This window comes from Streptomyces fructofermentans, from assembly GCF_014651055.1.
Classification (GTDB): domain Bacteria; phylum Actinomycetota; class Actinomycetes; order Streptomycetales; family Streptomycetaceae; genus Streptomyces; species Streptomyces fructofermentans.
This window is the reverse complement of record NZ_BMWD01000004.1, coordinates 40,583-66,844: the sequence shown is the minus strand read 5'-3', so window position 1 is coordinate 66,844 and position 26,262 is coordinate 40,583. Positions and strand designations below refer to the sequence as shown.

Genomic DNA, 26,262 nt, shown 5'->3' with positions numbered 1-26,262 from the left:
GGCGACGGGGCGCCTCAGGCCGGCTGCTCGGCGAGCAGCCGGTCCACGATCTCCTCGATCCGCTCACGCAGCCCCTCCTGGCTCCTGCCGCCGTCCAGCCGCTCGCCGCCCACGACGTACGTCGGGGTGCCGGTGACGCCGATGGCCCTGCCCTCCGCGTGGTCGGCGTCGACGATCAGGATGTGCCGGCCGTCGATCAGCGCCGTGTCGAACTCCTCGGCGTCGAGACCGAGTTCGCGGGCCACCTCGACGAGGAAGGGCTCTCCCAGCCGGTCCAGCTCGGCCACCCGCCCGAGCACCGCCTCGACGTACGGCCAGGCCTGCCCCTGTTCCGCCGCCTCCTCCGCGGCCTGCGCGGCCGCGAACGCGTGCTTGTGCTTCTCCAGCGGGAAGTGCCGCAGCCGCAGCTCCAGCCGGTCGCCGTAGCGGGCGCGCAGGGCACGCAGGTCGTCCAGGGCGCTGCGGCAGTCCGGGCACTGGAGCTCGCACCAGACGTCCAGGACGGGGACGGCGGTGCTTGCGGAGGTGGAGTCGTTCATGGGGCCAGTCTTCCAGCCGGGGCACCCGGGGCCCAACCGGGAGCCCTCGGCAGTGCCGCACCCGGTCCGCACGGGCAGGGTCCGGGAGGGACCGGCCGGGCAGCTACGGGCCGGCTCCGGACCGGCGCGGGGACCGGACCCTGAGGAGGACACGACCCGGAGATGTCCCTGAGGTCTGCCCGGGGCATGGCACACGGGGCGGGGAGCGGTGCAGGATGGAAGGGACGAAGTGCCCCTGACCGACCCAGCCCGCCGGGAGGACCGGATGATTGCCGAGACCGTCTGTTCCGCCGTGGCCGTGGCGGGCCTGGGCATCGCCGCCGTGACCGCGTACCGCAAGCGCTTCCTCGCGGCGGCCCGACTCGCCGCGTACTCCCTGGTGCCGCTCGGTCTGGTGATGACCGGCGCCGTCGAGTGGGCCGCCGAGACGGCCTTCAGCCCGACGGCCTGGGCGGGCTTCGGGGTGCTGGGCGCGGCCTGGCTGCTGTTCCTGACCACCCGCGCGGTCGAGCGGCGCGGCGGCGGGACCCGCAAGGAGCGCAGGGCCGCCAGGGCCGCGAAACGCGACGCGGTGGCCCCCGCCGCCTCGGCGCCCTCACTGGGCCCGTCGAACCGGCCGGCCGCCCGGCCGACGGCCGAGCCCCGCGCCGCTCAGCCGAAGGACGACTTCAGCGACATCGAGGCGATCCTGAAGAAGCACGGCATCTGAGCGACGGCCGCAGTCGCCGCCGCGGAGCTGTCCGGCCCCCGCGGGCGGCCGCTTCCGCGGCCCGTGGAGGCGCCCCGGTACGCGCCCATCCCAGATCGTGGACCTCCGTGTCACGGATTTCGGCGAACTCCCCCATAATCCGGGCGTGTTGATCGCGCCGGGAGTCGCGGCTGCGTCATCATCGCCGCGAGATGCTGGACACAACACAGAGCGACACCGTGGCTCCTCCCGAGGAGCGGCGGGGTTGTCTCTTCGCACTTTCCCAGCCACCGCTGATGATCTTCCTTGCGGTGATCGGCTGTCTGCTGCTCATGGCGTCGCTGCACGATCTGCTGCTGCTCTGAGCCGTACGCGGAGTCCCTGGCGCCACCCGCCGAGGACTCCGTCAGCCCGCCGCCTCCTTGCGGCGCGCCCGGTAGGCGGCCACATGGAGTCGGTTTCCGCAGGTCCGGCTGTCGCAGTAGCGGCGTGACCGGTTGCGGGAGAGGTCGACGAAGGCGCGCCGGCAGTCCGGTGCCTCGCAGCGGCGGAGCCGCTCCTGCTCGCCGGCCACCACGAAGAACGCCAGGGCCATGCCGCAGTCGGCGGCCAGGTGGTCCGCGATGGACGCGCCGGGTGCGAAGTAGTGGACGTGCCAGTCGTAGCCGTCGTGGTCGGTGAGCCGGGGCGTGGTGCCCGCCGCGGCGACCAGCTCGTTGATCAGTACGGCGGAGGCCCGCGCGTCGGGTGCGGCGAAGATCGAGGCGAAGCGCCCGCGGATCCTGCGCACCGCCGAGAGGTCCAGCTCGGAGAGCGTCCCGACGTCGCTGACCTGGTGGGCCCGTACGAAATCGTTCAGGGCCGCGATGCTCGCGAGCCCGTCCGTGGTGTCGTCCTCCGGTGCGGTGTTCACCAGATCGACCACGGTGTCGAGCGCGCACCGGGTGTCGTGGGTGATCAGCACATTCGCTCCCTGGCCTGGGGGTCGGGCGGACGCCCGCCGATGCTGGCCGATGCTAGCGGCTCCCGGGGCGAAGGGCCTTCGTCCTGCGCGCGGACCGGTGGGAACACGTCATGCGGTCACTGTGTGTACATGCCATCGTCGCGCACCGCGTGCGGGAGGGGGCGAGGGGCGAAGGGTGGAGGTGTGATCCGGTCGGCGGCGCGCCGGCGGGCGCACATGCCGGCGCCGCCCTCGCGGGTGATCGCGGTGGCGGCGCCGGGACGTGCCCATATGCGGTTGTCTGAGCCCGAGCCGTCTCCCCGAGTGGACGGCGCCGGGCGGCCTGGTACGGAGCTCTTCCTAGCTTTCGGCCAGGATGTGAGAGAGCTCCGTGTCGAGATCGAAGTGCCGGTGTTCCGTGCCGGGAGGCACGGCGGCGTCCGTTCGCTTCAGGAAGGACTCCAGGGCCCGCGCCGGGGCCTCGAGCAGGGCTTCGCCCTCGGGGGAGCTCAGGGCGATGCACACGACGCCCTGACCGTGGCTGCGGGACGGCCAGACTCGGACGTCGCCGGTACCGGTGGGCCGGTGCAGGCCCTCGGCGAGGAGGTCGCGGGCGAACACCCACTCGACGGTTTCCTCGGCTCCGGTGTGGAAGGTGGCGTGCACGGCATAGGGATCGGCCGTGTCATACCGCAGTCCTGCGGGTACAGGCAGTGAGGACTCGCTCGACACAACGAGGCGCAGGTGCAGCTCGCAGCTGACCGTGGTGTTCATAAGCGCCAGGGCCTTTCGCTCAGTGTGCGCTCGGGGATTCGCACGTCGGCGAAATCGACATGCCACCTACGGTGCCGTTGTAAACCCCTCTGAGTGTTTTGCGTGTCTTTATGTCGCTCATCCGGCCGAGTGCCCGTTCGCGACGTACGGCCATTTCGGTGACCGGATTCAGTCGGGTAGGGTTTGGTCGTATGAATACGGGGAGTGACGAAACGGCGGAGGTTGCCGTGGCGGCCGAAGAGCCGAACGCCGAGCCCGCGCTCGGATCCCGCGCGCCGGAATTCATCAAGGCGCGGCGCGCGCTCCACCTGAGCTGGCAGGTGGGTGTGTTCGTGGTGGGTCTCGCGGTCGTCGGAGCCGGCGTCGTCATGCTGCCGCTGCCCGGACCGGGCTGGCTGGTGATCTTCGGCGGCATGGCGATCTGGGCCACCGAGTTCGTGTGGGCACAACTCGTGCTCCGCTGGACGAAGCGCAAGGTCACCGAGGCGACGCAGAAGGCGCTGGATCCGAGGGTGCGGCGCCGGAACATCATCCTGACGAGCGTCGGGCTGGCGGTGATCGTCGTGCTGGGCGGGATCTACGTCTGGAAGTTCGGCCTGGAGATGCCGTGGAACATCGAGCAGTGACCTCCGCGCACGCTCGCGGGGCGGTCGGAAGCACCCCCTGACATGGGGTAATCTTCTTCCTGCACCTGGGCGATTAGCTCAGTGGGAGAGCGCTTCGTTCACACCGAAGAGGTCACTGGTTCGAACCCAGTATCGCCCACCAGGTCAACGAACCGGCCCGGTCCGCGCAGTACGCGGACCGGGCCGGTTCCGTCGTTTCCGGGCCGTGCCGAGGGGCGCGGTTCGGGCCGTCGGCCTCCCGCCGCCCACGGGTGGTGTCCCACGGATGCCGTGACCGGGTGTTCCGGGTGCGGATGCCTCTCCGCCGGCTCCTCCGGCCCTCGGCCCCTCCCGCAGCCCGTCGGAAGGCTTCCGGGGCGGCTGCGGTGCCTTTGCCGCCCCGCCGCGTCCGTCCCGTCCTGCGGGCGTACGGGGGACCGGCCGGGGCGGGTCGTGCGCGGCCGCGCCGTGCCGTCGGCGTCGGCCGGTCGGTGAGCCACGCGCAGGGGCGTGCTGCGGGGACGGGGCCGGGTCTCGGGCTCGGGTGCCCGGGTGGTGGCGGACCCGGGGCTTCGTGCGGGGCCTATGCCCGGGGGTGGTGGGCCGTGGGCAGTCGGCCGGTCGGCGATGGGCGTTGGTGGGGCTCGGAGTGTGAGGGTGTCGGACCGCGGGAAGGTCGCCGGTCCGCCTGGGGAGGGGCGGTGGCGGGGTTCCGGTCGTGTGCCGTGGCCAGTTCCGACCAGGCCCTTCGCTACTTCCGGTGTGCCGGACGGACGGATCGTCCTCCCGGGCCTCGGCTCCCGGTCTTCGGACCACGAGGTTCGGTGAGCTGCGGGCGCGGTCCCCGGACTGGGGGCCGGTGGGGCGGTTCCGGCCCGTGGCGGCCGGGTGCGATCCGGGCCGCGCGACCGGTTCGGGCGGCCCGCTTCTCGTTCATGCCCTGGTCGCCGCCGGGCTTCGTGCGGTCCTGTCGGGTCGGCTCGGGTGCGGGCCGTCGGCGGCGTGCGGGTGCTTGGCCCCGTCACCGGGATGAGGGGCTGAGTACCTGCGGGTTCCGGCCTGGCCCCGCCCGCTGATCTGCGGCTTCCGTTCCGGGGCCGGTGCCTGCCTGTCCCCCCGATGGGCTGCTGACCGGCTCTGGCGGGGCGGGGCGGGGTCCGCTACGCCCCGCCCGTCCCGCGACCTGACCTGACCAGACCGGACCGGACCGGAGTCGGCATCGGTGCCGGTTCCGCCGCTCCTTCGCGGCCAGGGCTCGGGCCGGGCCAGGATGAGCGCGGGTCGGCTCCGGCCGCCTGACCTGCGACCTCGATCCGTGGCCGGACTCTGGCGTGCTCTGGCCGTGTCCCGCCGGGTCCTGCGCCCGTGGCGGCGACCGCTTCTCGGCGGAACCGGGGCCGCGTCCGCGGGTCTCCCGGCCGCCATTCCCGTACGGGATTGCCGGCCGGGTCCGGGTCACCCGGTAGCGGTCGTCGCCGAGGTCCTCGACGGGCGGCAGCTCGCGGAGTGCGCGGCTGCCCCGCGTGCCGATTCGCCCCGTGCCTGTGATCGGCCCTGTGGTGGATGGCCCCCGCCCTGCCCGGTGCAAACTCCGCGAAGGGCCGACCGTCAGGTCCGCGAGGTGCCTGACGAGATCGGCCGTCGGATGCGCAGCAGACGCCACGACCCCGCCCTCGTCCCGCAGGCGCCCGCGTCCGGGCGACCGACTGCGGACGAGCCGCCGCCCGGTTCCCGGCGGAATCCGGGCGGCGCCCGCGGGGCGTCCGGCCGTCATTCCCGACACGGGATTGCCCGCCGGACCTGGGAGAAGTCGGAGCCCGTCCGCCGCAGGGTCCGTGACCCCGCGGTCATCCGGCCAGGGGCCTGCGCCCGGGCGACGGGCCGCGAGGAGCCTGCGGTCGGCTCCCATTGGCCCTGGTGGCCCGGCCTCGGCCGGGCTGGCCGCGACAGGGCCTGTGGCAGGTGGGTGGTCAGGCTGCGACCGGTCTGCGGTCGGCTGCCGTTGGCCCTGGCGACCTGGCCTCGGGCCGGGCTGGCGGCGCGCAACGGAGGCCGTGGCGGGCGGGTGGTCAGGCGGCGGGCGGGTCGGGGCGAGCCTGCGGTCGGGGCCACGACCCGATCCGCGGTCGGCCTCGAGCGGCGTTCGCCCTGGTGGCCGGCCTATTCCTGACCTGTCGTCGGGTCCGCGGCAGGACCCGCGACCAGCCTGCGGCCGGTCTTCGCCCAGGGGCTGGCCCTCGTTCGACCGTTGACGCCCGTGCCCGTACTGCCGCCCACACCGCCGCGCTGCCCGGAGCCCGAGCCTTGCCCTCCGGCGCCCCCAGTCGGCCGAGGCCACCGTGACGCCTTCGCAGCCACTCCGCTGCGTCCCCCTTCGTCACCCCCTCCTTCCAGCAATCCACGGCCGCGGCGGCCCTGACCTCGCCCTCCGGGCGCCCATGCCCCGGGCCCGCCCCCGCTTCGTGTTCGCGCACAACCCGGCGTCCGTCCCGCAGCAGCCGACCCCCACCGCCCCCTGCGAAGCCCCTCCGCGAAGACGTGCCGCTTCCCCGCAGCCTGCCCCAACCCTTACTGTCCCCCGAGGGTCGAAGCCTCTCCCACCGGCGCCCCTCCGCAGCCGCGCCCCCGGGCCGAGGTGACCCTCTCCCGAAGCGCCCCTGCCTGAAGGCGCCCCTCCCGACGGCAGCCCGCTTGCGGAGGGCACCCCGTGCTCGCCGCCGCCCGACGGGATCTGTCGTTCCGTCAACTCCGCACGCGCCCCGTCCTTCCGGGCCCGGAGGCGTACGGGTTCCGGGCGCCGGAGGTGTTCGGCGGGCCGACCCGCACCGCCCCGCCTGCGGGGTCTCCGGGAGGCCCGGCAGGAGCGGCACGGATGGGGGGACGCGGGCGGCGAGCCCGTTCACATCAATTCCTGTCCGAATCATTGACGCCCGCCGGGGGCCTCCGTACCTTGTGGCAGCAAGCGCTTACTTGAAACGATTCACGACAGTGCACGACGACGTCACGGGAGGCCCGACTGTGCGCGAAAACGGGAGTGTTGAGAGGCGGACGGTCCTCAGGGCGGCCGGAGCGTCGGTGGCCGCGCTGGGGCTGGCCGCGACGGCGGGCTGCGGGGGAGACGGCGGCGGCGCGGGGGACGGCTCGGTGGAGCTCCGCTTCGCCTGGTGGGGTGCGGAGGAGCGGGCGAAGCGCATCAACAAGTCGGTCGCGCTCTTCGAGAAGAAGTATCCGAGGATCAAGGTGAAGACGGACTTCCAGGACTACGTGGCCTTTTGGGAGAAGTTCCAGACACAGGCCGCGGGCGGTAATCCGCCGGACGTATTCCAGAACGCCGTCACCTTTCTCCGGAAGTACGACAAGCGAGGTGTTCTTCTCGACCTCAAGTCCCAAGTGGATGCCGGAAATCTGAATCTCGACAACTTCCGCGCCGGAGTGGAGAAGGTCGGGCAGGTCGACGGAAAGCAGCTCGGTGTCCCCGTCGGTTCCAACACCATGTCGCTGGTGATTGACGAGAAGGTCTTCGACAAGGCCGGAATCAAGCCGGAACAGGGCTGGACCTGGGACGAGTACTTCGCCGCCCTGAAGAAGATCCACGACACCCAGAAGGTGGCCGGCGACACCGGCTATTTCGGGATCATGTACCTCTACGACCTGTTCCTGCGCCAGAACGGGAAGGCGTTCTTCACCGAGGACGGACTCGGTTTCGCCGAGGCCGATCTGACGGAGTGGTGGACGGACGCGTACAACCGCGTCAAGGCAGGGATCATCACCGACCCGAAGAAGATCGAGCAGCTCAAGCCCAAGTCGGCGCTGGCGTCGGGCGACGCGGGCTCCGAGTTCACCTGGGACAACTTCACCGTGCGCTACGCGACGGAGGGCGACAGCAGCTACGGGCTCGCGCCGATCCCGACGACCGACGGCAAGGAGACGGGGCAGTACCTCTCCTCGCTCATGCTGAGCGCCTCCGCGCGGACCAAGCACCCCAAGGAGGCCGCCCAATTCATCGACTTCATGGTGCACGATCCCGAGGTCGGCCGGATCATGGGCTACGACCGGGGCATCCTCGCGACCACCGAGCAGTTCGACGCGTACCGGCCGGCCGACGCGTCCAGCAAGGCGATCGCCCAGTACGAGGAGGACGTCGCCGCGGCCGGGGTGCTCGGCGCCATCACCCCGCACCCCGCGGGCGCGGACACCGTCGAGGCCGCGTTCCTGCGCATCGCGGGGGACATGTCCCAGGGCAAGACCAAGGTCTCCGACGCCGTGAAGCAGTTCTTCTCCGAGGCGAAGACCGCCCTCGCCGCCTGATGGGAACCGCCGTGACGACGCTCATCAAGGACTCTCCCCCGGACGCCCCGGAGAGGCGTCCCGGTCCCCCCGCCGCGGTCCGGCGGCGGGGCCGCCGGGAGAACCTCGCCGGCTACCTCTTCATGTCGCCGTGGATCGCGGGCTTCCTGCTGCTCACCGCGGGTCCGATGGCCGCCTCGCTCTACTTCGCCTTCACGGACTACAACCTCTTCAGCTCCCCCCGCTGGATCGGCCTCGACAACTTCACCCGGATGTTCGAGGACCCGCGGTGGCAGAAGTCCGTGGAGGTGACGGCCAAGTACGTCGTCGTCGGCACCCCGCTCAAGCTGCTGCTGGCTCTCGGGGTGGCGCTGCTGCTCGCGCAGAGCCGGCGGGGACAGGCCTTCTACCGGGCCGCCTTCTACGCCCCCTCGCTGATCGGCGCGAGCGTGTCCGTCGGATTCGTGTGGCGCGCGCTGTTCTCGGACGAGGCCGTCGTGGACCGTACGCAGTCGTTCCTCGGCTGGGACGTGGGCGGCTGGGTCGGCAATCCGGACTGGGTCCTCTACAGCCTGGTCGCGCTCACCGTCTGGCAGTTCGGCGCTCCCATGGTCATCTTCCTGGCCGGGCTCAAGCAGGTGCCCAAGGAGCTGTACGAGGCGGCGGAGGTGGACGGAGCCGGACCGTTCAGGCGGTTCTGGAGCATCACCCTGCCGATGCTGTCGCCCGTGCTGTTCTTCAACGTGCTGCTGGAGACCATCCACTCGTTCCAGATCTTCGGATCGGCGTACGTGGTCTCCAACGCCACCTGCGGACCGGCCGACGCGACGCTCGTCTACACCTGCTACCTGTACCAGAAGGGCTTCAAGGAGGCCCAGATGGGCTTCGCGTCCGCGATGGCCTGGATGCTGCTGCTCGCCGTGGCCCTGGTGACGGCGGTCCTCTTCTGGTCCCAGAAGCGGTGGGTGCACTACGAGGAGGCGGCACGATGAGCACCACCACCCCCGCGTCGAAGGCCCGGACCGGACCGCTCGCGCCGCCGTCCGCCCCGCGCCGCGGCGCCGACCCCGTCCGGCGGCGGGGCGGTTCGCTCGCCTGGCACCTGGGCTCCCTGCTGGTCCTCGCGGTCGTCCTCTACCCCGTGGCCTGGGTCGCCGGCGCCTCGTTCAAGCCGAGCCGGGAGATCGTCGGCAGCCTCGAACTGTTCCCGGCCGCTCCCATCCTGGAGAACTTCAGGGGCCTCGCCGACGGCATCGCCGACATCCCGATCGCCACGTTCTTCGAGAACTCGCTCTTCTACGCGCTCGGTTCGGTCATCGGCATCCTGGTCTCCTGCTCGCTGACGGCGTACGCCTTCGCCCGCATCCGGTTCGCCGGGCGCAACCTGCTGTTCTCGCTGATGATCGGCACGCTGCTGCTCCCGTACCACGTGCTGCTGATCCCGCAGTACGTGATGTTCCAGAAGATGGAGCTGATCAACACCTATGTGCCGCTGCTGATCGGCAAGTACCTCGCCACCGAGGCGTTCTTCGTCTTCCTCATGGTGCAGTTCATGCGGAACCTGCCGAAGGAGCTCGACGAGGCGGCGCGCATCGACGGCTGCGGGCATCTGCGGATCTACTGGTCGATCGTGCTGCCGCTGTGCCGCCCGGCGCTCATCACCAGCGCCATCTTCACGTTCATCAACGCCTGGAACGACTTCATGGGGCCGTTGATCTACCTCAACGAGCCCGGCAAGTACACCGTCTCGCTGGGCATGATGATGTTCCGCGACCAGGAGGGCGTCGCCAACTACGGCGGCATGATCGCGATGTCGCTCGTTGCGCTGCTGCCCGTGCTGCTGTTCTTCCTCGCCTTCCAGCGCTACCTGATCGACGGCATGGCGACCTCCGGGCTGAAGGGCTGAGGCGCGCATGAAGGCTCGAACGGCTTCCGCGTCGCAGCCCGTTCGCGAGTCCGCCCTCGCCGAACGGTTCGCGCTGTTCGCGGAGTGCCTGCTCACCGGGGTGTGGATCGCCCTCGCCTCGATCCCGCTGGTCACCCTTCCCGCCGCGTTCGCCGCCGGTTCGCGGCACCTGCGCCGGCGTACGGCCCATGTGGGCGGCGGTTGGCGGGAGTTCGCCGCCGACTTCCGGTCGGCCGTGCGGCGCGGGTGGATCGTCGGAGCCGCCGGGTGGGCCGCGGCCCTCGTCGGCTGGGTGGACGTGCAGGCCGTCCGCGCGGGCCTCCCCGGAGGGCCGCTCGTCGGGGCCGTGGGGCTGTCCGCCGTGATCGGAGCGGCCGTGGCGGGCCTGCGGGCGGCGGCCGCCTGGGAGCCCGGGGCGTCCTGGCGGCGGCTTCTCGGAGCCGCCGCACGCCGTACCGTCCTCGACCCCGCGGGCTCGTTCCTGCTCGTCGGCGGGTTGGCCGTGGTGGCCTGCTCCGCCTGGTTCCTGCCGCCGCTGGCGGTCCCCGTGCTGGGGGCCGTCGCCGCGGCGGCGCTCGCGGTGGAGGAGCGCGACCGGCGCCGCTGACCGGCGTCCTCCACGCGTCCGGGTCCGGCGTCCCGCGCCGTCCCCGTGCCGACTGTGTTCTGTCATGCCCATGACCTTCCGATGACTTCCCCGCACGGAAAGGAACCGCCATGTCCCCCATCCCCCGCAGGTCCCTCCTGAAGGCGGCCGCCGTCGCCTCAGCCGCCGCCCAGTTCAGCTGGGCCCTGGGCGCGAAGCACGCGCAGGCCGCGCCGGGGGCCGCCGCGAAGGCGGCGGACCCCGTGACCCTGGACTGGCTGGAGGACGGCGGACTCGGCGCCGCGCCCGGCTCGACCGTGGGCGTGCCCTGGCCGAAGGGCCTGCACGAGAAGGACCGGACGTTCACGCTCACGGACGCGGACGGCAAGGAGGTGCCCGTCCAGTCGTGGCCGATCGGCTACTGGCCCGACGGCTCCCTGAAGTGGACCGCGCACGCGGTCGGGCCGGAGGCGGGCAGCGGAGGACTCACCCTCACCGCGGGGGCGCCCGCCGCACCAGCGAAGAAGGTGACCGTCCACAGAAGCGGCGGCACCGTCACCGTGTCGACCGGTGTCATCACCGTGAAGCTCGGCAGGGGCGGCTCCACCCTCGTGAGGTCCGTCCTGCGCGGCCCGACCGAGATCGCGAGGGAAGGCCGTCTCGTGCTGCTGCGCCAGCCCGGGATCGAGGACGGCGACCAGGGCACCGAGAAGTACGAGCGGTTCGACGGCGTCGTCGCCGGGACCGAGGTCGAGCAGGAAGGCCCGGTCCGCGCGGTCGTCCGCGTCGACGGCAGGCACCGCAGGGGCGGCCGGAGTTGGCTGCCCTTCTCGGTCCGCCTCTACTTCTACGCCGGTGCCGAGTCCTTCCGTATGGTGCACACCGTCACCTTCGACGGCACCCAGGAGCCCGGGAAGGCGGGCGGCGACTTCATCCGCGGCATCGGAGTCCGCTTCAAGGTGCCCCTGCGCGACCCCTCGTACGACCGGCACATCCGTATCGGCGGCGAGGGGACCGGGCTGCTGCGCGAGGCGGTCAAGGGCGTCACCGGTCTGCGCCGCGACCCGGGCGCGGCCGTGCGCACGGCCCAGTTCGAGGGCCGGAGGCTGCCCGACCCGTCGACGTGGGACCAACGGGTCACCACCCGCCTCCAGTACATCCCCGAGTGGGGCGACTACACCCTCTCGCAGCTCTCCGCGGACGGCTTCTCGGTCCGCAAGCGCACCAGGAAGGGGCACGGCTGGATCGGCGCGGGCGGCGGCCGGCGGGCGAGCGGCTTCGGCTACGTGGGCGGCGCGAGCGGCGGATTCGCCTTCGGCCTGAGGGACTTCTGGGAGAAGTTCCCCGCCCAGCTCGACATCCGCGACGCGCAGACCGACGAGGCGGAGGTCACCCTCTGGCTCTGGTCGCCGGAGGCGCAGCCCATGGACCTGCGCTTCTACCACGACGGCATGGGCCAGGACACGTACCCGGAACAGCTCGAAGGCCTCAACATCACGTACGAGGACTACGAGCCCGGATTCGGGACCCCCTACGGCATCGCCCGCACCAGCGAACTCCTCTTCTGGGCGCACGAGTCGACGCCGAGCGCCGAGGCCATGGCCGAGCAGGTGGCCGCCGTGCGCACCCCGGCGCAGCTCGCGGCCCCGCCCAAGCACCTCGTGGAGTCCGGGGTGTTCGGCGGCCTGTTCTCCGAGCCGGACCGCTCCACCCCCGCCAAGGCGAAGATCGAGGACCACCTGGACTTCCTCTTCACCTACTACAAGGACCAGGTGGAGATGCGCCGTTGGTACGGCTTCTGGGACTACGGCGACATCATGCACACCTACGATCCCAGCCGTCACCAGTGGTGCTACGACGTCGGCGGCTACGCCTGGGACAACTCCGAGCTGTCGCCCGACCTGTGGCTCTGGTTCGCGTACATGCGATCGGGGCGCGCCGACATCTTCCGCTTCGCCGAGGCCATGACCCGGCACACGGGCGAGGTCGACGTGTACCACCTGGGCCAGTGGGCCGGCCTCGGCACCCGGCACGGCGTCCAGCACTACGCCGACAGCGCCAAGCAGCAGCGCATCGCCAACACCACCTACCGGCGCTACTACTACTTCCTCACCGCGGACGAACGGGTCGGCGACCTCATGCACGCCAACGTCGACTCCGACGAGACCTTCCTCGTGCTCGACCCCATCCGCAAGATCCGCACCGAGCCCTACGAGCCCGACCGCAACGCCCTGTCCATCGGCTTCGGCACCGACTGGAGCGGCCTCGTCTCCGCCTGGCTCACCGAGTGGGAGCGGCGCGGGCCCAAGTGGGAGAAGGCGAGGGCCAGGGTCCTGTCCACGATGGAGACCATCGCTGCCCAGCCCAACGGCTTCGTGCAGGGCAGCGCCCTGTACGACCTGGACACGGGCAGGTTCGCCGTCGCGGACGAGCCCGTCGTCGGCGTCTCGCACCTGTCGGCGATGTTCGGCCTGGTCGAGCTGAACGCCGAACTCATCGACCAGGTCGACATGCCCGCCTTCAAGGCGGCGTGGCTCGACTACTGCCGCTACTTCAACGCCACCAAGGCGGAGCAGGCAGCGCGCTACGGGTCCAATTTCGGCACACTGCTGCTCTTCCAGGGCCACTCGCGCCAGGACGCGTACGCCGCCGTGCAGTCGGGCGACGACGACCTGGCCGCCCGGGCGTGGCGGCAGTTCTACGACAGCGCCGACACCTGGGACTACAAGGAGTCGACGGACTGGTCCACCAGGAAGGTCGAGGGTCCGACCGGCCTGGTGCCCGGCACCGAGGCGTCCTGGGTGAGCACCAACACGACGGCCCTGTACGGGCTGGCGGCCATCCAGAACCTGGCGCTCGTCGGAGACAGGATGCCGTAGGACACGCGGCGGGGGCCGGGCGGCGGGCCCGGCCCCCGACACGGGGCGGCAGGGCGTCAGTTCATCCTGCCGAGCACGTCCCGCACCCGCCGGGCGTCCCGCAGACGCTGTTCGTACGTGGCACCCAGCGCGAGCAGCAGCAGACCGGCGAGCGCCGGGGGCACCCAGCGGGGCAGGGCGCCGGCGACCTGGGCGATGTACGGGGCCAGTTCGTGGAGGGCGACCAGGACGAGCACGCCCCCGCCGATCACGATCGGCGCCCGCAGCCGGTGGCGTACGCCCACGAGGGTCACGGCGAGCGCGCCCGCCCCCAGCAGCAGGGGCCGCAGCCAGTGCGGGTCGCCCCAGGCCGCGAGCAGGCTCGGCACCAGCGTCACCGAGAGGCCGGGCCCGTACGCCGTCCAGGACGAGGCCCGGCCGTCCCGCCTCCTGCGGACGAACCCGACGACGAGGGCGGGCACGGTCACCGGCAGCGTGTACGCCTCGGGGGCGCCGACCTCCCAGGACGCCAGCCGCACCCAGGCGGCCAGGACGAACAGGGCAGCGGCCGCGTGCCCGGCCCACCGGCGGTCCGGGCGGACCGCCGTGCCCGCGGCGATCACACCGCACAGCGCGAGGACCAGGGCGAGCACCGGCGGGTCCTGGACCGCCAGGCCCACGGCCGGCAGCGCGGCGGCCGCTCCCGTGACCTCGACGGCCCGGCCCGGAGTGCCGTCCCCGAGCCGTGCGGCCAGCAGCGCCGCCGCGACGGGGACCGCCAGGACCAGCAGGGCCGTGTGGTGCGGAGCCAGTCCCAGGGACCCTCCCGCGGCGCAGGCCAGCGCTGCCGCGTACGCGAGGGACGCGGCGGCGGTGATCGCGCGCGGCTCGTCCCCGAGCAGGACCCCGGCCGTCGCGAACAGGACGGTCAGCACCGCGAGGACGACGAGCGTCGGCGTCTCGGCCGCCAGCGCCAGGACGGCGAGGTGGACAGAGGTGGCGACGGCAGTGGCGGTCGCCGCCAGGACGGCCGCGCCGCGCGGGAGCGCCAGGAGGAACGGGACGCGGCCGCCGCCGGGGGAGGAGGCCCCGCCCTCTCCGCCCGCCCGCTCGGCTTCCGGGGCGCGCCCGGCCCGGGACACCGACGCGTACACCGCGGACGCGAGGGCCGCCGCCACGAGGACCCCCTCCGCCGACAGGGCCGCCGCATAAGGGAGTTCGAGCGTCGCGGGCACGGCGAGCACCGCGGTCCAGGCCGCGGCGGCGGCACCGCCGAGAGCCCAGGCGCGGTACGGGGCGCCCCGCGACGACAGCACCAGGACGGCGGCGACCGCCGCCAGGACCAGCGGGCCCGTCTCCGTTCCCGTGGGCCAGGAGCCGGCGGCCACCGCCGCCTCCCGGGCGTCCGCGGGAGCGCCGGACCACACCCGCGCCGCCCACGCGGCGGGACCCAGGACCACCACCGTGACCAGGGGCAGGGCCCAGACGACGGCCAGGGCCTGCACGGCCCCCGAGGCCCACCGCAGACCTCGGCGCACCGCAGTGGGCAGCCGCTCGGAGCGCGCCGCCAGGAGCGCGACGCCGACCGCCAGACAGGCCGGGACCGTCCACGCCCCGGGCAGTGCCGCGCGCAGCACGCCGCCGGCGGCCGCCACGGTGAGCAGCCCGCCCGTCAGTGCGAGCCAGGGCGCCGCCCCGCGCTCGGAGCCGGCCCACGAGGCGGCCGTCGCGACGGCCGCGGCGAGCAGGAGGAGCGCCGCCGCACGGGCGGCGGCGCTCGGCCCTGCCGCGTCCCACGAGAGCAGGCCCGCCGCGAGGGCGCCCAGGGCTCCGGCCCCGTACGCGCCGACGGAGGCGACGACACGGACGGACCGCGCGGAGACCCGGAGCGCCACCACGGTGTCGAACGCGGCCGTCACCAGCAGCGCCGCCGTGATGGTGTGCTCGCCCGCGTCCGCGGCCGCCACCCAGAGCAGCAGCGGCAGTTGGGCCGCCGCAGTCGCGGCGGGCAGGGGCAGACGAAGGGCGCCGGAGGAGATCCCGTACGCCCCCCACAGCACGGCGAGCAGCGCGGTCGCCGCGGCCGCGTACGCCGTGCCGTCCACCTCGGGGAAGGCCACCTCATGGAGGACGTAGGCGTCCAGCGCGGTGAGCGCGAGCCCCAGACCCGCGACGGACTCCGCGGTCGAGCGCAGGCCGCGCGCCAGCAGCGGCACGGGCACGGCGAGCGCGGCGGCGGTGACCGCGCCGAGCACGAGCGCCCGCCCCGTGATCCCCAGGTGGCCCCAGCTGACCAGCGTGAACGCGACGGCCGCGACGGTCAGGAGCACACCGCCGAGGACCAGCAGGACGTTCTGCACGCCGGGGGCGCCGGCTTCCGGCCGACGGCCGCGCGGTGCGGGAGCGGCCGGCACGGCCGCCGCCTGGAGCACGCCGAGCAGCCAGGCCCTGCGGACCAGCAACTGGGACCTGCGCGCGTCCAGTTGCCGCAACTCGTGGTCCAGGAGGCGCAGCTCCTCGGCCGGGGGTGGAATGTTCGTCATGCCTGCGAGTGTGGTTCCGGTCACTCCGCGCGGCATGAGCGCGCGTACTCAGCGGCTACTCAGATCAGGACCTGGTCACCGCACGGGCGGGAGCCGAAAGGCCGGTGGGAGCTGGGAAGCCGGTGGGAGCCGAGAGGCCGGTGGGGGGCGATGGGGGTGTCCGGGGCCGGGCATGCGGGTGCGCGCCGGGTCCTGGGCGGCGGGACCGCGGACCGGCAGACTCGGGGCATGACGCGCAAGGACTGGACGCACTACCGCTTCCGCAGCCTGTGGAGCATCGCCGCGCCCCTCGACGACGTCTACGAGGCGCTCGCCGACGCCGAGCACTACCCCGAATGGTGGCCCCAGGTGCGGGAGGTGACGCCCATCGACGAGCGCACCGGTCTCCTGCGGATCCGCTCCGTGCTGCCCTACGACCTGGTCCTCACCGCACGGGAGACACGCCGCGACCCGGCGGCCGGGGTCCTGGAGATCGCGATGACCGGGGACGTGGACGGCTGGGCCCGGTGGACCCTCACGTCCGACGGGCCGGCGACACGCGCCATGTACGACCAGGAGGTACGGGTGACCAAGCCGCTGCTGCGGCGGCTGGCCGTGCCCGGCAGACCGGCCTTCCGCGCCAACCACGCCCTGATGATGCGCGCGGGGCGGCGGGGGCTGGCCGGACGACTGCGACGCGGCCCCGCGCGCGAGCCGTGAAGCGGTTTGAAGGAACCGCACGAAGACCTGTATTGTTCGGTGCGTTCCCGGGCGATTAGCTCAGTGGGAGAGCGCTTCGTTCACACCGAAGAGGTCACTGGTTCGAACCCAGTATCGCCCACCGGGAAAGGCCGGTCCGTCCCAGACGGACCGGCCTTTTTGTGCGCTTCCGCGCGGTGCGGCTCAGGCCGCCGCCCGCAGCCCCGGGCGCATCGGCCAGGCCGGATCGCCCGACTCCTCCGCGCCGCCGCGCGCGAACCAGGCCTGGAGCCCGCGCGCCCGGGCCGCGTGCCAGCCGGCCTGCAGGGTGTGCAGTTCGGCCGGTGAGAGCCGCTCCATGCGGGTCGCGAAACGGCTCCCGACGGCCCGTACGAGTTCGAGGGAGGCCAGTGCGTCGACCGCGGCGTCGTGCGTTCCCCGCAGCTCCACGCCGTAGTGCGCACACAGGTCGGTGAGTGTGCGCGGGCCCTTGCGGTAGCGGTCCAGGTGGCTGTCCAGGACGCTCGGATCGAGCACGCGCAGCGGCGCGTTCTCGAACCAGCGGTCGAGGCCGGACGCCCGGTGCCTGCGCAACTCCCGGTCCAGGAGCGTCAGATCGAAGGGGGCGTTCATCACCACGAGCGGTCGCCCCGCCGCGCTCTGCTCGGCCAGCGCCCTGACGACCTCGTCCATCACGGGCGACGGCCAGCGGCCGTTGCGGTGGAGATGGTCGTCCGTCAGCCCGTGCAGTGCCGTCGCCCCCTCGGGCACCGGCACCCCCGGATCGACCAGCCAGCGACGCACGCGTGGCCGGCTGCCGCGGGCGTCCTGGACGACGACAGCGGCCGACACGATCCGGTCGGTCTCGACGTCCGCACCCGTCGTCCCGGTTCCGAACGCGGCCAGGGGTCCCTCGTACCAGCACGTCATAAGCAAACAACTCCTCATTCACCCTCGGCAGTTGACGCGCCGCCCCCTGCCCCTTTTGTGATACCCGGGCTGTTTGCGTCGTACGCGGACAGGGGGCGACGGAGGTGCGGGTATCCGCAGTTCAGCGGCCCGGCGGCGAAGTGCGCCGGATTCGCCGGTCCGTCGGGCGGGGCGTACGCATGGGCCGTGGCCCGCACCGCGGGCCCTCGGAGGCCGTCGGCGGGAGTGCTCGCGCACGGCGGGACGGGCGGTGGCGGCCAGGGCTCGGGCGGTGCGGCCCCGGGGTCGCACCACCCCGCGCGGCCGGGAAGGCCCTGCCCGGTCACCGGCGACCCCCTGGGCCGGAGACGGGAGACCGGCGACCGATGACCGGCGACCTGCCGTCATGTGCGGCAGGGGCCCTGGCGGCTCCTGCGGCTCTCATGTGCGGCGGCGGGTGCCGAGGCCGGGGCCGCCGTCGGGTGCGGTCCGTGCCGGAGCGCCCAGGCGCGCATGGGGGCGCCGAGGCCGCGTACGAGCAGAGGCCTCCGCCGGGACGGCCGGGCGGCCCGCCGGGCACCCGCCCCGGTCCGCCGGAGCGGGGCGGGTGCCGAGCCGTGGCGGGGGACGGCGGATCGCCGGGGGCCGAGCGCGGCGGCCGTACGGGTGGACGAGGCGGGGCCGCAGCGGCCGACGGGGTGCCGCGGCGGGACCCGGAACTCCTCCGGAGGCGTCCGACGGTCCTCCGGGGCGGTCCTGGCGGCCCTCCGAGGGATGTGCGGGGCCGCGCGGAGCCCTGCGGGGGCCGGGGGATCGGGCCGGCGGGCAAACCGTTTCGCGGTCGGAGGCCCCGGCTCGGTACGATTCGGGTCTGCGCACGCGAGTGGCGGCGCGCCCACCTTCAGGCAGGAGAGTCCGGTGTCAGACGTCCGTGTGGTCATCCAACGCGATTCCGAGCGGGAAGAGCGCGTGGTGACGACGGGCACTACGGCGGCCGAGCTCTTCGCCGGGCAGCGCACCATCGTGGCGGCCCGCGTGGCCGGCGAGCTCAAGGACCTCGCGTACGAGGTCCGGGACGGCGAGACCGTCGAGCCCGTCGAGATCTCCTCGGAGGACGGCCTCAACATCCTGCGGCACTCCACCGCGCACGTGATGGCCCAGGCCGTGCAGGAGCTCTTCCCCGAGGCCAAGCTGGGCATCGGCCCGCCGGTCAAGGACGGCTTCTACTACGACTTCGACGTCGAGAGGCCCTTCACGCCCGAGGACCTCAAGGCCGTCGAGAAGAAGATGCAGGAGATCCAGAAGCGCGGGCAGCGCTTCTCGCGCCGCGTCGTCACCGACGAGGACGCCCGCGAGGAGCTGGCGGCCGAGCCGTACAAGCTGGAGCTCATCGGCATCAAGGGCTCCGTGGCCGCGCAGGACGCGAGCGACGGCGCGGACGTCGAGGTGGGCGGCGGCGAGCTGACCATCTACGACAACCTCGACGCCAAGACCGGCGAGCTGTGCTGGAAGGACCTCTGCCGCGGTCCCCACCTGCCCACCACCCGCAACATCCCGGCGTTCAAGCTGATGCGCAACGCCGCCGCGTACTGGCGGGGCAGCGAGAAGAACCCGATGCTCCAGCGCATCTACGGCACCGCGTGGCCCTCCAAGGAGGAGCTGAAGGCGCACCTCGACTTCCTCGCCGAGGCCGAGAAGCGCGACCACCGCAGGCTGGGCAACGAGCTGGACCTGTTCTCCATCCCGGACCAGATCGGCTCCGGCCTCGCCGTCTTCCACCCGAAGGGCGGTGTCGTCCGCCGGGTCATGGAGGACTACTCGCGCCGCCGGCACGAGGAGGAGGGGTACGAGTTCGTCTACACCCCGCACGCGACCAAGGGGAAGCTCTTCGAGACCTCGGGCCACCTGGACTGGTACGCCGACGGCATGTACCCGCCCATGCAGCTCGACGAGGGCGTGGACTACTACCTCAAGCCCATGAACTGCCCGATGCACAACCTGATCTTCGACGCGCGCGGCCGTTCGTACCGTGAACTGCCGCTGCGGCTCTTCGAGTTCGGGACCGTGTACCGGTACGAGAAGTCGGGCGTCGTGCACGGCCTGACCCGTGCCCGGGGCTTCACCCAGGACGACGCGCACATCTACTGCACCAAGGAGCAGATGGCGGACGAGCTCGACAAGACGCTCACCTTCGTCCTGAACCTGCTGCGCGACTACGGCCTCACCGACTTCTACCTGGAGCTGTCCACCAAGGACCCGGAGAAGTTCGTCGGCTCGGACGAGATCTGGGAGGAGGCCACCGAGACGCTGCGGCAGGTGGCCGAGAAGCAGGGCCTCCCGCTGGTCCCGGACCCGGGCGGCGCCGCGTTCTACGGCCCGAAGATCTCCGTCCAGACCAAGGACGCCATCGGTCGCACCTGGCAGATGTCGACCGTGCAGCTCGACTTCAACCTGCCGGAGCGCTTCGACCTGGAGTACACCGGCCCCGACGGCTCCAAGCAGCGGCCGGTCATGATCCACCGTGCGCTCTTCGGTTCCATCGAGCGCTTCTTCGCCGTGCTCCTTGAGCACTACGCGGGCGCGTTCCCGGCGTGGCTGGCGCCCGTCCAGGCGGTCGGCATCCCAATCGGCGACGCGCACGTGGAGTACCTCCAGGCGTTCGCGGCCGAGGCGAAGCGGAAGGGCCTGCGGGTCGAGGTCGACTCGTCGTCCGACCGCATGCAGAAGAAGATCCGCAACGCCCAGAAGCAGAAGGTCCCGTTCATGGTCATCGCGGGTGACGAGGACATGGCCAACGGTGCCGTTTCCTTCCGCTACCGCGACGGCTCCCAGGAGAACGGGATTCCGCTCGACGAGGCCATCGCGAAGATCGCGAAGGTCGTCGAGGAGCGCACGCAGGTCTGACGCACGGCAGGCGGGGCCCCCGGGAGCACACGCTCCCGGGGGCCTTTCCCGTTGCCGCAGACGGACGGCACCGCGGGTTCCGGCCGCCGGAGCCGGTACGGGGCGGTGGCCCTGTTCGCGGGTGCGGGGTGCGGGGTGCGGGGTGCGGGGTGCGAGGTGCGAGGTGCGCGGCGCGGGGCGTGGGGCGCACCAGGTGGGCAGGGCGAGGCCCACGGGGTGAGCGGGGCGCACGAGATGTACGGGGTGTGCCCGGCCGTGTGCGGGGCGTATGAGGTGCATGAGGCGTACGGGGCGTACGGGGGTACGGGGCGTAAGGGGCGGTGGTCGGCTTGTCGGCGGTCGCTCCGGTCCGAGCGCCCTGTGCGGCCGTCCGGGAAGGGTGTGACGCGGTCCTCACGGGCCCCGGCGCGGGCTTCCCGCGGAACACCGGCAATGGCGTCGCGCGGTACCTGCCCGGCCCTCCAGTGCTGCCGCCGCGGCCCTCCGGCGGTGGGGCGGGGGCCGCGGGCCGTTCGACGCGGTACCCGGCGACACGCCGCGAACGGGCGAAGCCATATGCTGCATGACATGACGAGTGAGCCGGAGCAGCAGATCGGAGTGGGGACGCAGGACGCGTTCCAGCGCCTGTGGACGCCTCATCGCATGGCGTACATCCAGGGGGAGAACAAGCCCACCGGCCCCGGGGCCGACGACGGCTGCCCCTTCTGCTCGATCCCGGCGAAATCCGACGAGGACGGCCTCGTCATCAAGCGCGGCGAGCAGGTCTACGCGGTGCTCAACCTGTACCCGTACAACGGCGGGCACCTGATGGTCGTGCCCTACCGCCACGTCGCGGACTACACCGACCTCACCGTCCCGGAGACCGCCGAACTCGGCGCGCTGACGCAGCAGGCGATGACCGCCCTGCGCGCCGCCTCCGGGGCGCACGGCTTCAACATCGGCATGAACCAGGGTTCCGTCGCGGGAGCGGGCATCGCCGCGCACCTCCACCAGCACGTCGTCCCGCGCTGGGGCGGCGACACGAACTTCATGCCGGTCGTCGGACACACGCGGGTGCTGCCCCAACTGCTCGCCGACACCCGCAAGATGCTCGCGGACGCGTGGCCCTCCGCCTGAGCGCCTCCGACTGAGTCCGCGGCCGGGTTCCCGCCGTCCGTCCGGGCCTCCCTCGTGCGCGCCCGCACGGCCCGGGCCCGTCCCGGCACCCCGGCCCGGGCGCAAGGGGGAGACCACGCGGGCGCCCCCCTCGCGCGAGTGCCTCAGGCGTCGTACACGTCGGCCTTCCTCGGTGAGGCGTCCTGGACGGACGTGCTCAGGAACGACGAGCGGTTGCCGAACTTCTCGGTGTCCACGCCGTTGTCGTCGAGGACACGGATCGCGGCGGCGTGCACGACCCGCAGCACCGGCGTCGCGGCCCGCAGGGCGTCGTCGGCCATGAAGCGGTGCCGCCACGGCTGGGCCGCCCAGGCATGGCGCAGACCGAAGGGCTCCGGCAGGACCAGCTTGCCGCCGAGCCAGTCGAGGACCGGCGGATACCAGGTGAACGGGGCGCGCACGGCGAGCCGTACGACCTCGTCGGCGTCGACCAGCGGCAGCTTCTGCTCACGGGTCTCCCAGAACCTGACGGTCTTGGCGACCTCCTTCACCTTGGCCTCGGGCGCGCTGGTGAAGAGCGAGTGCACGGGCCCCAGCGCGTGGCCGGTGACCTCGATGCGGAGGGTCTCGTGGAGCACGGTCACCGTGATCAGCATCGTGATGACCAACTGGCCGTCCCAGAGCGTCCACTGGACACCCAGGTAGTGGCGGTCACCGCTGCCGAACTGCTGTTTGTTGCAGATCTCCTGTATGGCGTGGGACTTGACCTGGTACGCGTCCACGTCCGTACCGCCCGGCCTGGACACCGCCTTGGCGTTCTCGCCGACGGGGGTGACCACCCAGTGCTTGATCGAAGGCGCGGGGAAACCGCCGGTGTTGAGCGGGCCGCGCTCCAGCATGCGCAGCTTGTCGTGGATCGACCGGATCACGTCCCAGCTGCGGAACGGGTGGATCTCCTTGCCCGGATCGGCCTGCGTCAGCTCCTCGGCGAGCTGCCAGCTCCCCCAGCGCGTGCCCATCCCGAGGATTCCCTTGGGGCCCGCGTAGAAGACCGAGTTGGACTGCTGCTCGGCGCCGAGCCGGGCCAGGCCCTGGCGGAGCCGTTCCGCCGCCGTCTCGCCGGGGCTGCCCGGCACCGCCTCGGGGATCTTGGCTCCGATGCCGCCGCCCGCCAGCAGGCTGCTCCAGCGCTCCCGCAGGTCGCCCGCGGTGCGCTCGCAGATCTGCTTCGCCCAGAGCCAGCCGAGCACGGGCGCGACGACGGCCGCGCGGGCGTACCAGGCCCAGAACCCGGTGAACGGCATCTTGACCAGGAAAAGCACCGCCAGCGCGGCCACCCCGATCAGGAGCGTGGTGGCGAGGGCGCCGGCCCGCTTGTCCTCGGACTTCGCGACCGTCCGGCGGATCTGGAAGACCAGCAGCCAGACGATCAGGCCCGGCAGGAAGATGATGCCGGTCAGCGCCATCACGGCCGTCAGCCAGCTGTCGCGTTCCTTGCGGATGCGGTTCGCCGCGAGGCAGTGCTCGACCACGGCCTGCGGATCGGTGCCGAACGACTGGATGAGCGGTTTCCGGCCGCCGCCCAGCATCCGCAGCTGCACCGCGCGCGAGAAGGCCTCGCCCAGGTTCGGCTTGAAGATCGTCGCCCAGGCGCGGCCCGGAGCGACCTTCGACTCGTGCCACTCGGTGTTGGCCTCGAGGATCTTGTCGACGGGACTGTCCCGGTACGCCGCCGAGGCCAGCGCGAAGGTCGCCGCCGTCTGTCCCGCGGAGCCCGAGAGCGGGACCTGTGCCCCGGGCCTGAAATCGAATGCGTCGTCCGCCACTGCCGCCCCCATCGCCGCCGTGCTCCGCTGCTGCGGCTTTTCCCGACTTCCGTGCTCCGCACACCTGTTGATCAGGTCATCGTCTTGATCAGGTACTCAGGGTATCGGCCGGGAGCGCCGTGTGTCGGCGGACGGGCCAAGGCGCTCCCGGTGGTCACGGCGCCGCCCGGTGCCGTACGGCCCGTTCGCCGGGTCCTTGTCGCCGGAGGGCCGAACTCGCCAGAATCGGCGGGCCGTCGACCCGTCGGCCGCCGCGCGGAGGCCCGCCGGGTTCGCCGCGCCGGGCGGATCGCCTCGCGGTTGTCCGTCGTGCGGGCCCCGCCGAGGAGGCCCCTGCCCTTGCCCCTGCCCCGGCGTGGAGGTCCGCTCGCGGCGGTGGGTCCCGTGGCCGGTGGTGCCGGTGGGGCCGCGCTCCGCAGCGGGACCCGTGGGCCTCGCAGGACCCGCGGGCCCCCACGGGATCGGCGGGCCCCACGGGAGAGTCGGGCCCCACGGGATCGGCGAGACCCCCGGGGGTCGGTGCGGGCCGTGGGTCCACCCGGCACCGCAGGGACCGGTCGGGCCGTACGGGACCGGTGGGCCCCGTGACCGCGACCGCTCCGGCCCTGACGGCCCTGGCTGCCCCGACCGTCCGTGACCCCGACGCCCCTGGCGGCCCCGACGGCTTGTGGCTCCGGCGTCGGCGCCCGGCTGCCCCGGACTGCCGGGTGGCCCCGGACGTGCCGGGTCTCGCCGCCGTACGGGGCTCCGGGCCGCCCGGCCCGGAGCCCTACCGCGTCCCGCGGTTTGCGCGGCGGCTCCCTGCCGCGTACCCGGGGACCGGGCGGCGCCCTACCGCATACCGGTGGCCCGCGCGGCCGAGCCCTACCTCGTGCCCGCGGTCCGGGCGTGGAGCCTCTCGGCCACCTGCGCGGGCATGGGCTCGTGACGCGCGTACGTGCGGCCGAAGCGCGCGGTGCCGTGCGAGAGCGAGCGCAGGTCGACCGCGTACCGCCCGATCTCGATCTCCGGCACCTCGGCCCGTACGAGGGTCCGGCCGCCGCCCGCCTGCTCGGTGCCCACGACCCGGCCGCGCCGGCCCGACAGATCGCTCATCACGGCGCCCACGTACTCGTCGCCGACCAGGACCGTCACCTCGGCGACCGGCTCCAGGAGGTGGATCCGCGCGTCGGTCGCCGCCTCCCGCAGGGCGAGCGCGCCGGCCGTCTGGAACGCGGCGTCCGACGAGTCCACCGAGTGGGCCTTGCCGTCGACCAGCGTGATCCGCACGTCGATGAGCGCGTACCCCGCGACCACGCCCTTGGCGGCCTGGGCCCGCACGCCCTTCTCGACGGAGGGGATGAACTGGCGCGGCACGGACCCGCCGACGACCTTGTCCACGAACTCGATGCCGGAGCCGCCGGGCAGCGGTTCCACCTCGATCTCGCAGATCGCGTACTGGCCGTGGCCGCCGGACTGCTTCACGTGGCGGCCGCGCCCCGCGGCCCCCGCGGCGAACGTCTCCCGCAGGGACACCTTGTGGGGCACCACGTCCACCTGGACCCCGTACCGGCTGCGCAGCCGTTCGAGGGCGACGTCCGCGTGGGCCTCGCCGAGGCACCACAGGACGACCTGGTGGGTGTCCTGGTTCTGCTCCAGCCGCATCGTCGGGTCCTCGGCCACCAGCCGGCCCAGCCCCTGCGAGAGCTTGTCCTCGTCGGCCTTGCTGTGCGCCTGGATGGCGAGCGGCAGCAGCGGGTCGGGCATCTCCCACGGCTTCATGAGCAGCGGATCGTCCTTGGCGGACAGGGTGTCGCCCGTCTCGGCGCGGACGAGCTTGGCCACGCACGCCAGGTCTCCCGCGATGCAGTGGGTCAGGGGCCGCTGCTGCTTGCCGAACGGCGCGGACAGGGCACCCACCCGCTCGTCGACGTCGTGGTCCTCGTGGCCCCGGTCGGCCAGCCCGTGCCCGGACACGTGCACCGTCGCGTCGGGGCGCAGCGTCCCGGAGAACACCCGGACCATCGACACCCGGCCGACGTAGGGGTCGGACGCGGTCTTCACGACCTCGGCGACCAGCGGCCCGTCGGGATCGCAGGCCCGCACCTCGCGGGCGCGGCCGTCCGGCGTGGTGACGGTCGGCGCCGCGCGCTCCAGCGGGGTCGGGAAGCCGCCCGTGATCAGTTCGAGGAGTTCCACCGTGCCCAGGCCTTGGCGGGCGCCCTCCGCCGCGGGCGCGGCGGCCAGCACCGGGAAGAAGGTCCCGCGCGCGACGGCCCGCTCCAGATCCTCCACGAGTGTCTTGAAATCGATCTCCTCGCCGCCGAGGTAGCGGTCCATCAGTCCCTCGTCCTCGCTCTCGGCGATGATCCCCTCGATCAGCCGGTTGCGGGCCTCCTCGATCGGCGGGAGCTGCTCGGGGCCCGGCTTGGACTCCTTGCGCTCACCGGTCGAGTAGTCGAACAGCTTCCGCGACAGCAGTCCGGTCAGCCCGGTGACGGGCGCGTGCCCGTCGGGTGCCTGCGGGCCGTGCAGCGGCAGGTAGAGCGGCAGTACCGCGTCGGGGTCGTCGCCGCCGAACGCCTCCGCGCAGATGCGGGTCATCTCCTCGAAGTCGGCCCTCGCCGACTCCAGGTGTGTGACCACGATGGCCCGTGGCATCCCGACCGCCGCGCACTCCTCCCACACCATGCGGGTCGAGCCGTCGACGCCGTCCGAGGCCGAGACGACGAAGAGGGCCGCGTCCGCGGCGCGCAGACCGGCCCTCAGCTCGCCGACGAAATCGGCGTATCCGGGAGTGTCCAGAACATTGATCTTGTACCCGTCCCACTCGAGGGGTACGAGGGAGAGCTGCACCGAGCGCTGCTGCCGGTGCTCGATCTCGTCGTAGTCGGAGACGGTGCCGCCGTCCTCCACGCGGCCCGCCCTGTTCACCGCTCCCGCCGTCAGCGCGAGAGCCTCCACCAGAGTCGTCTTGCCCGATCCGCTGTGGCCGACCAGCACCACATTCCGTACGGACGCGGGGTGGTCGGCCGCCGTAGCCCTGCCGGCGGCTCCGGGGTGTGCGTTCGCCTTGTCGCCCATGGACTTGCCTCCCGTACACGGTGAGGTCACTGTGGGCGCGGACACGCGGAGGCGCACG

At 72.9% G+C, this 26,262-nt stretch carries 18 protein-coding genes and 2 tRNA genes; 13 read left to right on the top strand and 7 right to left on the bottom strand.

Annotated features, from left to right (window positions below):
* Positions 1–14: 14 nt before the first annotated feature.
* On the bottom strand, positions 15–539 hold the full coding sequence (locus tag IE265_RS07135; protein WP_190034528.1) for a DsbA family protein: 525 nt from the start codon (positions 537–539) through the stop codon (positions 15–17).
* 265 nt (positions 540–804) lie between these two features.
* On the opposite strand from IE265_RS07135, the gene IE265_RS07130 reads away from it, so the two are divergent.
* Together IE265_RS07130 and IE265_RS07125 are read left to right on the top strand one after the other, a co-directional pair.
* Positions 805–1,248 (top strand): hypothetical protein, encoded by a 444-nt coding sequence (locus tag IE265_RS07130; protein WP_190034527.1) that lies wholly within the window; start codon positions 805–807, stop codon positions 1,246–1,248.
* 191 nt (positions 1,249–1,439) lie between these two features.
* Positions 1,440–1,592, top strand: coding sequence for a hypothetical protein (locus IE265_RS07125; RefSeq protein WP_190034526.1), 153 nt, complete (start codon positions 1,440–1,442; stop codon positions 1,590–1,592).
* A gap of 41 nt (positions 1,593–1,633) precedes the next feature.
* Here the strand turns inward: IE265_RS07125 and IE265_RS07120 are convergent, their stop codons facing one another.
* Positions 1,634–2,191 (bottom strand): CGNR zinc finger domain-containing protein, encoded by a 558-nt coding sequence (locus IE265_RS07120; RefSeq protein WP_190034525.1) that lies wholly within the window; start codon positions 2,189–2,191, stop codon positions 1,634–1,636.
* Positions 2,192–2,530: 339 nt separating this feature from the next.
* Positions 2,531–2,944, bottom strand: coding sequence for an SsgA family sporulation/cell division regulator (locus tag IE265_RS07115; protein WP_003959770.1), 414 nt, complete (start codon positions 2,942–2,944; stop codon positions 2,531–2,533).
* A gap of 191 nt (positions 2,945–3,135) precedes the next feature.
* Here IE265_RS07115 and IE265_RS07110 point away from each other — a divergent pair, with 191 nt between their 5' ends.
* From IE265_RS07110 to IE265_RS07080, 7 genes are all read left to right on the top strand, one after another.
* A complete protein-coding gene (locus IE265_RS07110) occupies positions 3,136–3,570 on the top strand; it encodes a TIGR02611 family protein (RefSeq protein WP_190034524.1) in 435 nt (144 codons plus the stop codon).
* A gap of 67 nt (positions 3,571–3,637) precedes the next feature.
* A tRNA-Val gene (locus tag IE265_RS07105) sits at positions 3,638–3,712 on the top strand.
* Between the two features lie 2,855 nt (positions 3,713–6,567).
* On the top strand, positions 6,568–7,857 hold the full coding sequence (locus IE265_RS07100) for an ABC transporter substrate-binding protein (protein WP_190034523.1): 1,290 nt from the start codon (positions 6,568–6,570) through the stop codon (positions 7,855–7,857).
* Positions 7,857–8,828 (top strand): carbohydrate ABC transporter permease, encoded by a 972-nt coding sequence (locus IE265_RS07095; protein WP_190034522.1) that lies wholly within the window; start codon positions 7,857–7,859, stop codon positions 8,826–8,828. Before IE265_RS07100 ends, IE265_RS07095 begins: the two co-directional genes overlap by 1 nt.
* Positions 8,825–9,742, top strand: coding sequence for a carbohydrate ABC transporter permease (locus IE265_RS07090; protein WP_190034521.1), 918 nt, complete (start codon positions 8,825–8,827; stop codon positions 9,740–9,742). The genes IE265_RS07095 and IE265_RS07090 overlap by 4 nt, the downstream gene beginning before the upstream one ends.
* 7 nt (positions 9,743–9,749) lie before the next feature.
* On the top strand, positions 9,750–10,349 hold the full coding sequence (locus IE265_RS07085; RefSeq protein WP_190034520.1) for a hypothetical protein: 600 nt from the start codon (positions 9,750–9,752) through the stop codon (positions 10,347–10,349).
* 110 nt (positions 10,350–10,459) lie between these two features.
* Positions 10,460–13,207 (top strand): exo-rhamnogalacturonan lyase family protein, encoded by a 2,748-nt coding sequence (locus tag IE265_RS07080; RefSeq protein ID WP_190034519.1) that lies wholly within the window; start codon positions 10,460–10,462, stop codon positions 13,205–13,207.
* Between the two features lie 56 nt (positions 13,208–13,263).
* Here IE265_RS07080 and IE265_RS07075 read toward each other — a convergent pair whose 3' ends face one another.
* Positions 13,264–15,765 carry an SCO7613 C-terminal domain-containing membrane protein gene (locus IE265_RS07075; RefSeq protein ID WP_190034518.1) on the bottom strand — a complete coding sequence of 834 codons (2,502 nt, stop codon included), beginning with the start codon at positions 15,763–15,765 and terminating at the stop codon, positions 13,264–13,266.
* Positions 15,766–15,957: 192 nt separating this feature from the next.
* Between IE265_RS07075 and IE265_RS07070 the strand changes: the two genes are divergently transcribed.
* Both IE265_RS07070 and IE265_RS07065 read left to right on the top strand, forming a co-directional pair.
* On the top strand, positions 15,958–16,428 hold the full coding sequence (locus IE265_RS07070; protein ID WP_190034517.1) for an SRPBCC family protein: 471 nt from the start codon (positions 15,958–15,960) through the stop codon (positions 16,426–16,428).
* A gap of 49 nt (positions 16,429–16,477) precedes the next feature.
* Positions 16,478–16,549: transfer RNA gene (locus IE265_RS07065), tRNA-Val, on the top strand.
* Positions 16,550–16,611: 62 nt separating this feature from the next.
* On the opposite strand, the gene IE265_RS07060 is transcribed toward IE265_RS07065, so the two are convergent.
* Complete coding sequence (locus IE265_RS07060) at positions 16,612–17,337, bottom strand: 3'-5' exonuclease (RefSeq protein ID WP_190034516.1); 726 nt, start codon at positions 17,335–17,337, stop codon at positions 16,612–16,614.
* Between the two features lie 897 nt (positions 17,338–18,234).
* On the opposite strand from IE265_RS07060, the gene thrS reads away from it, so the two are divergent.
* Together thrS and IE265_RS07050 are read left to right on the top strand one after the other, a co-directional pair.
* Entirely contained in the window at positions 18,235–20,220 is a 1,986-nt protein-coding gene (gene thrS, locus IE265_RS07055) for a threonine--tRNA ligase (RefSeq protein ID WP_190034515.1), read from the top strand.
* 555 nt (positions 20,221–20,775) lie between these two features.
* Positions 20,776–21,336: an HIT family protein gene (locus tag IE265_RS07050; protein ID WP_190034514.1), complete on the top strand. Its 561-nt coding sequence runs from the start codon at positions 20,776–20,778 to the stop codon at positions 21,334–21,336.
* A gap of 143 nt (positions 21,337–21,479) precedes the next feature.
* Here IE265_RS07050 and IE265_RS07045 read toward each other — a convergent pair whose 3' ends face one another.
* Positions 21,480–23,153: an AbeC-like domain-containing protein gene (locus IE265_RS07045; RefSeq protein WP_190034513.1), complete on the bottom strand. Its 1,674-nt coding sequence runs from the start codon at positions 23,151–23,153 to the stop codon at positions 21,480–21,482.
* A gap of 852 nt (positions 23,154–24,005) precedes the next feature.
* The gene (locus IE265_RS07040; protein ID WP_190034512.1) at positions 24,006–26,204 is read right to left on the bottom strand and encodes an elongation factor G-like protein EF-G2; all 2,199 of its coding nucleotides are present in this window, start codon (positions 26,202–26,204) and stop codon (positions 24,006–24,008) included.
* Positions 26,205–26,262 lie beyond the last annotated feature (58 nt).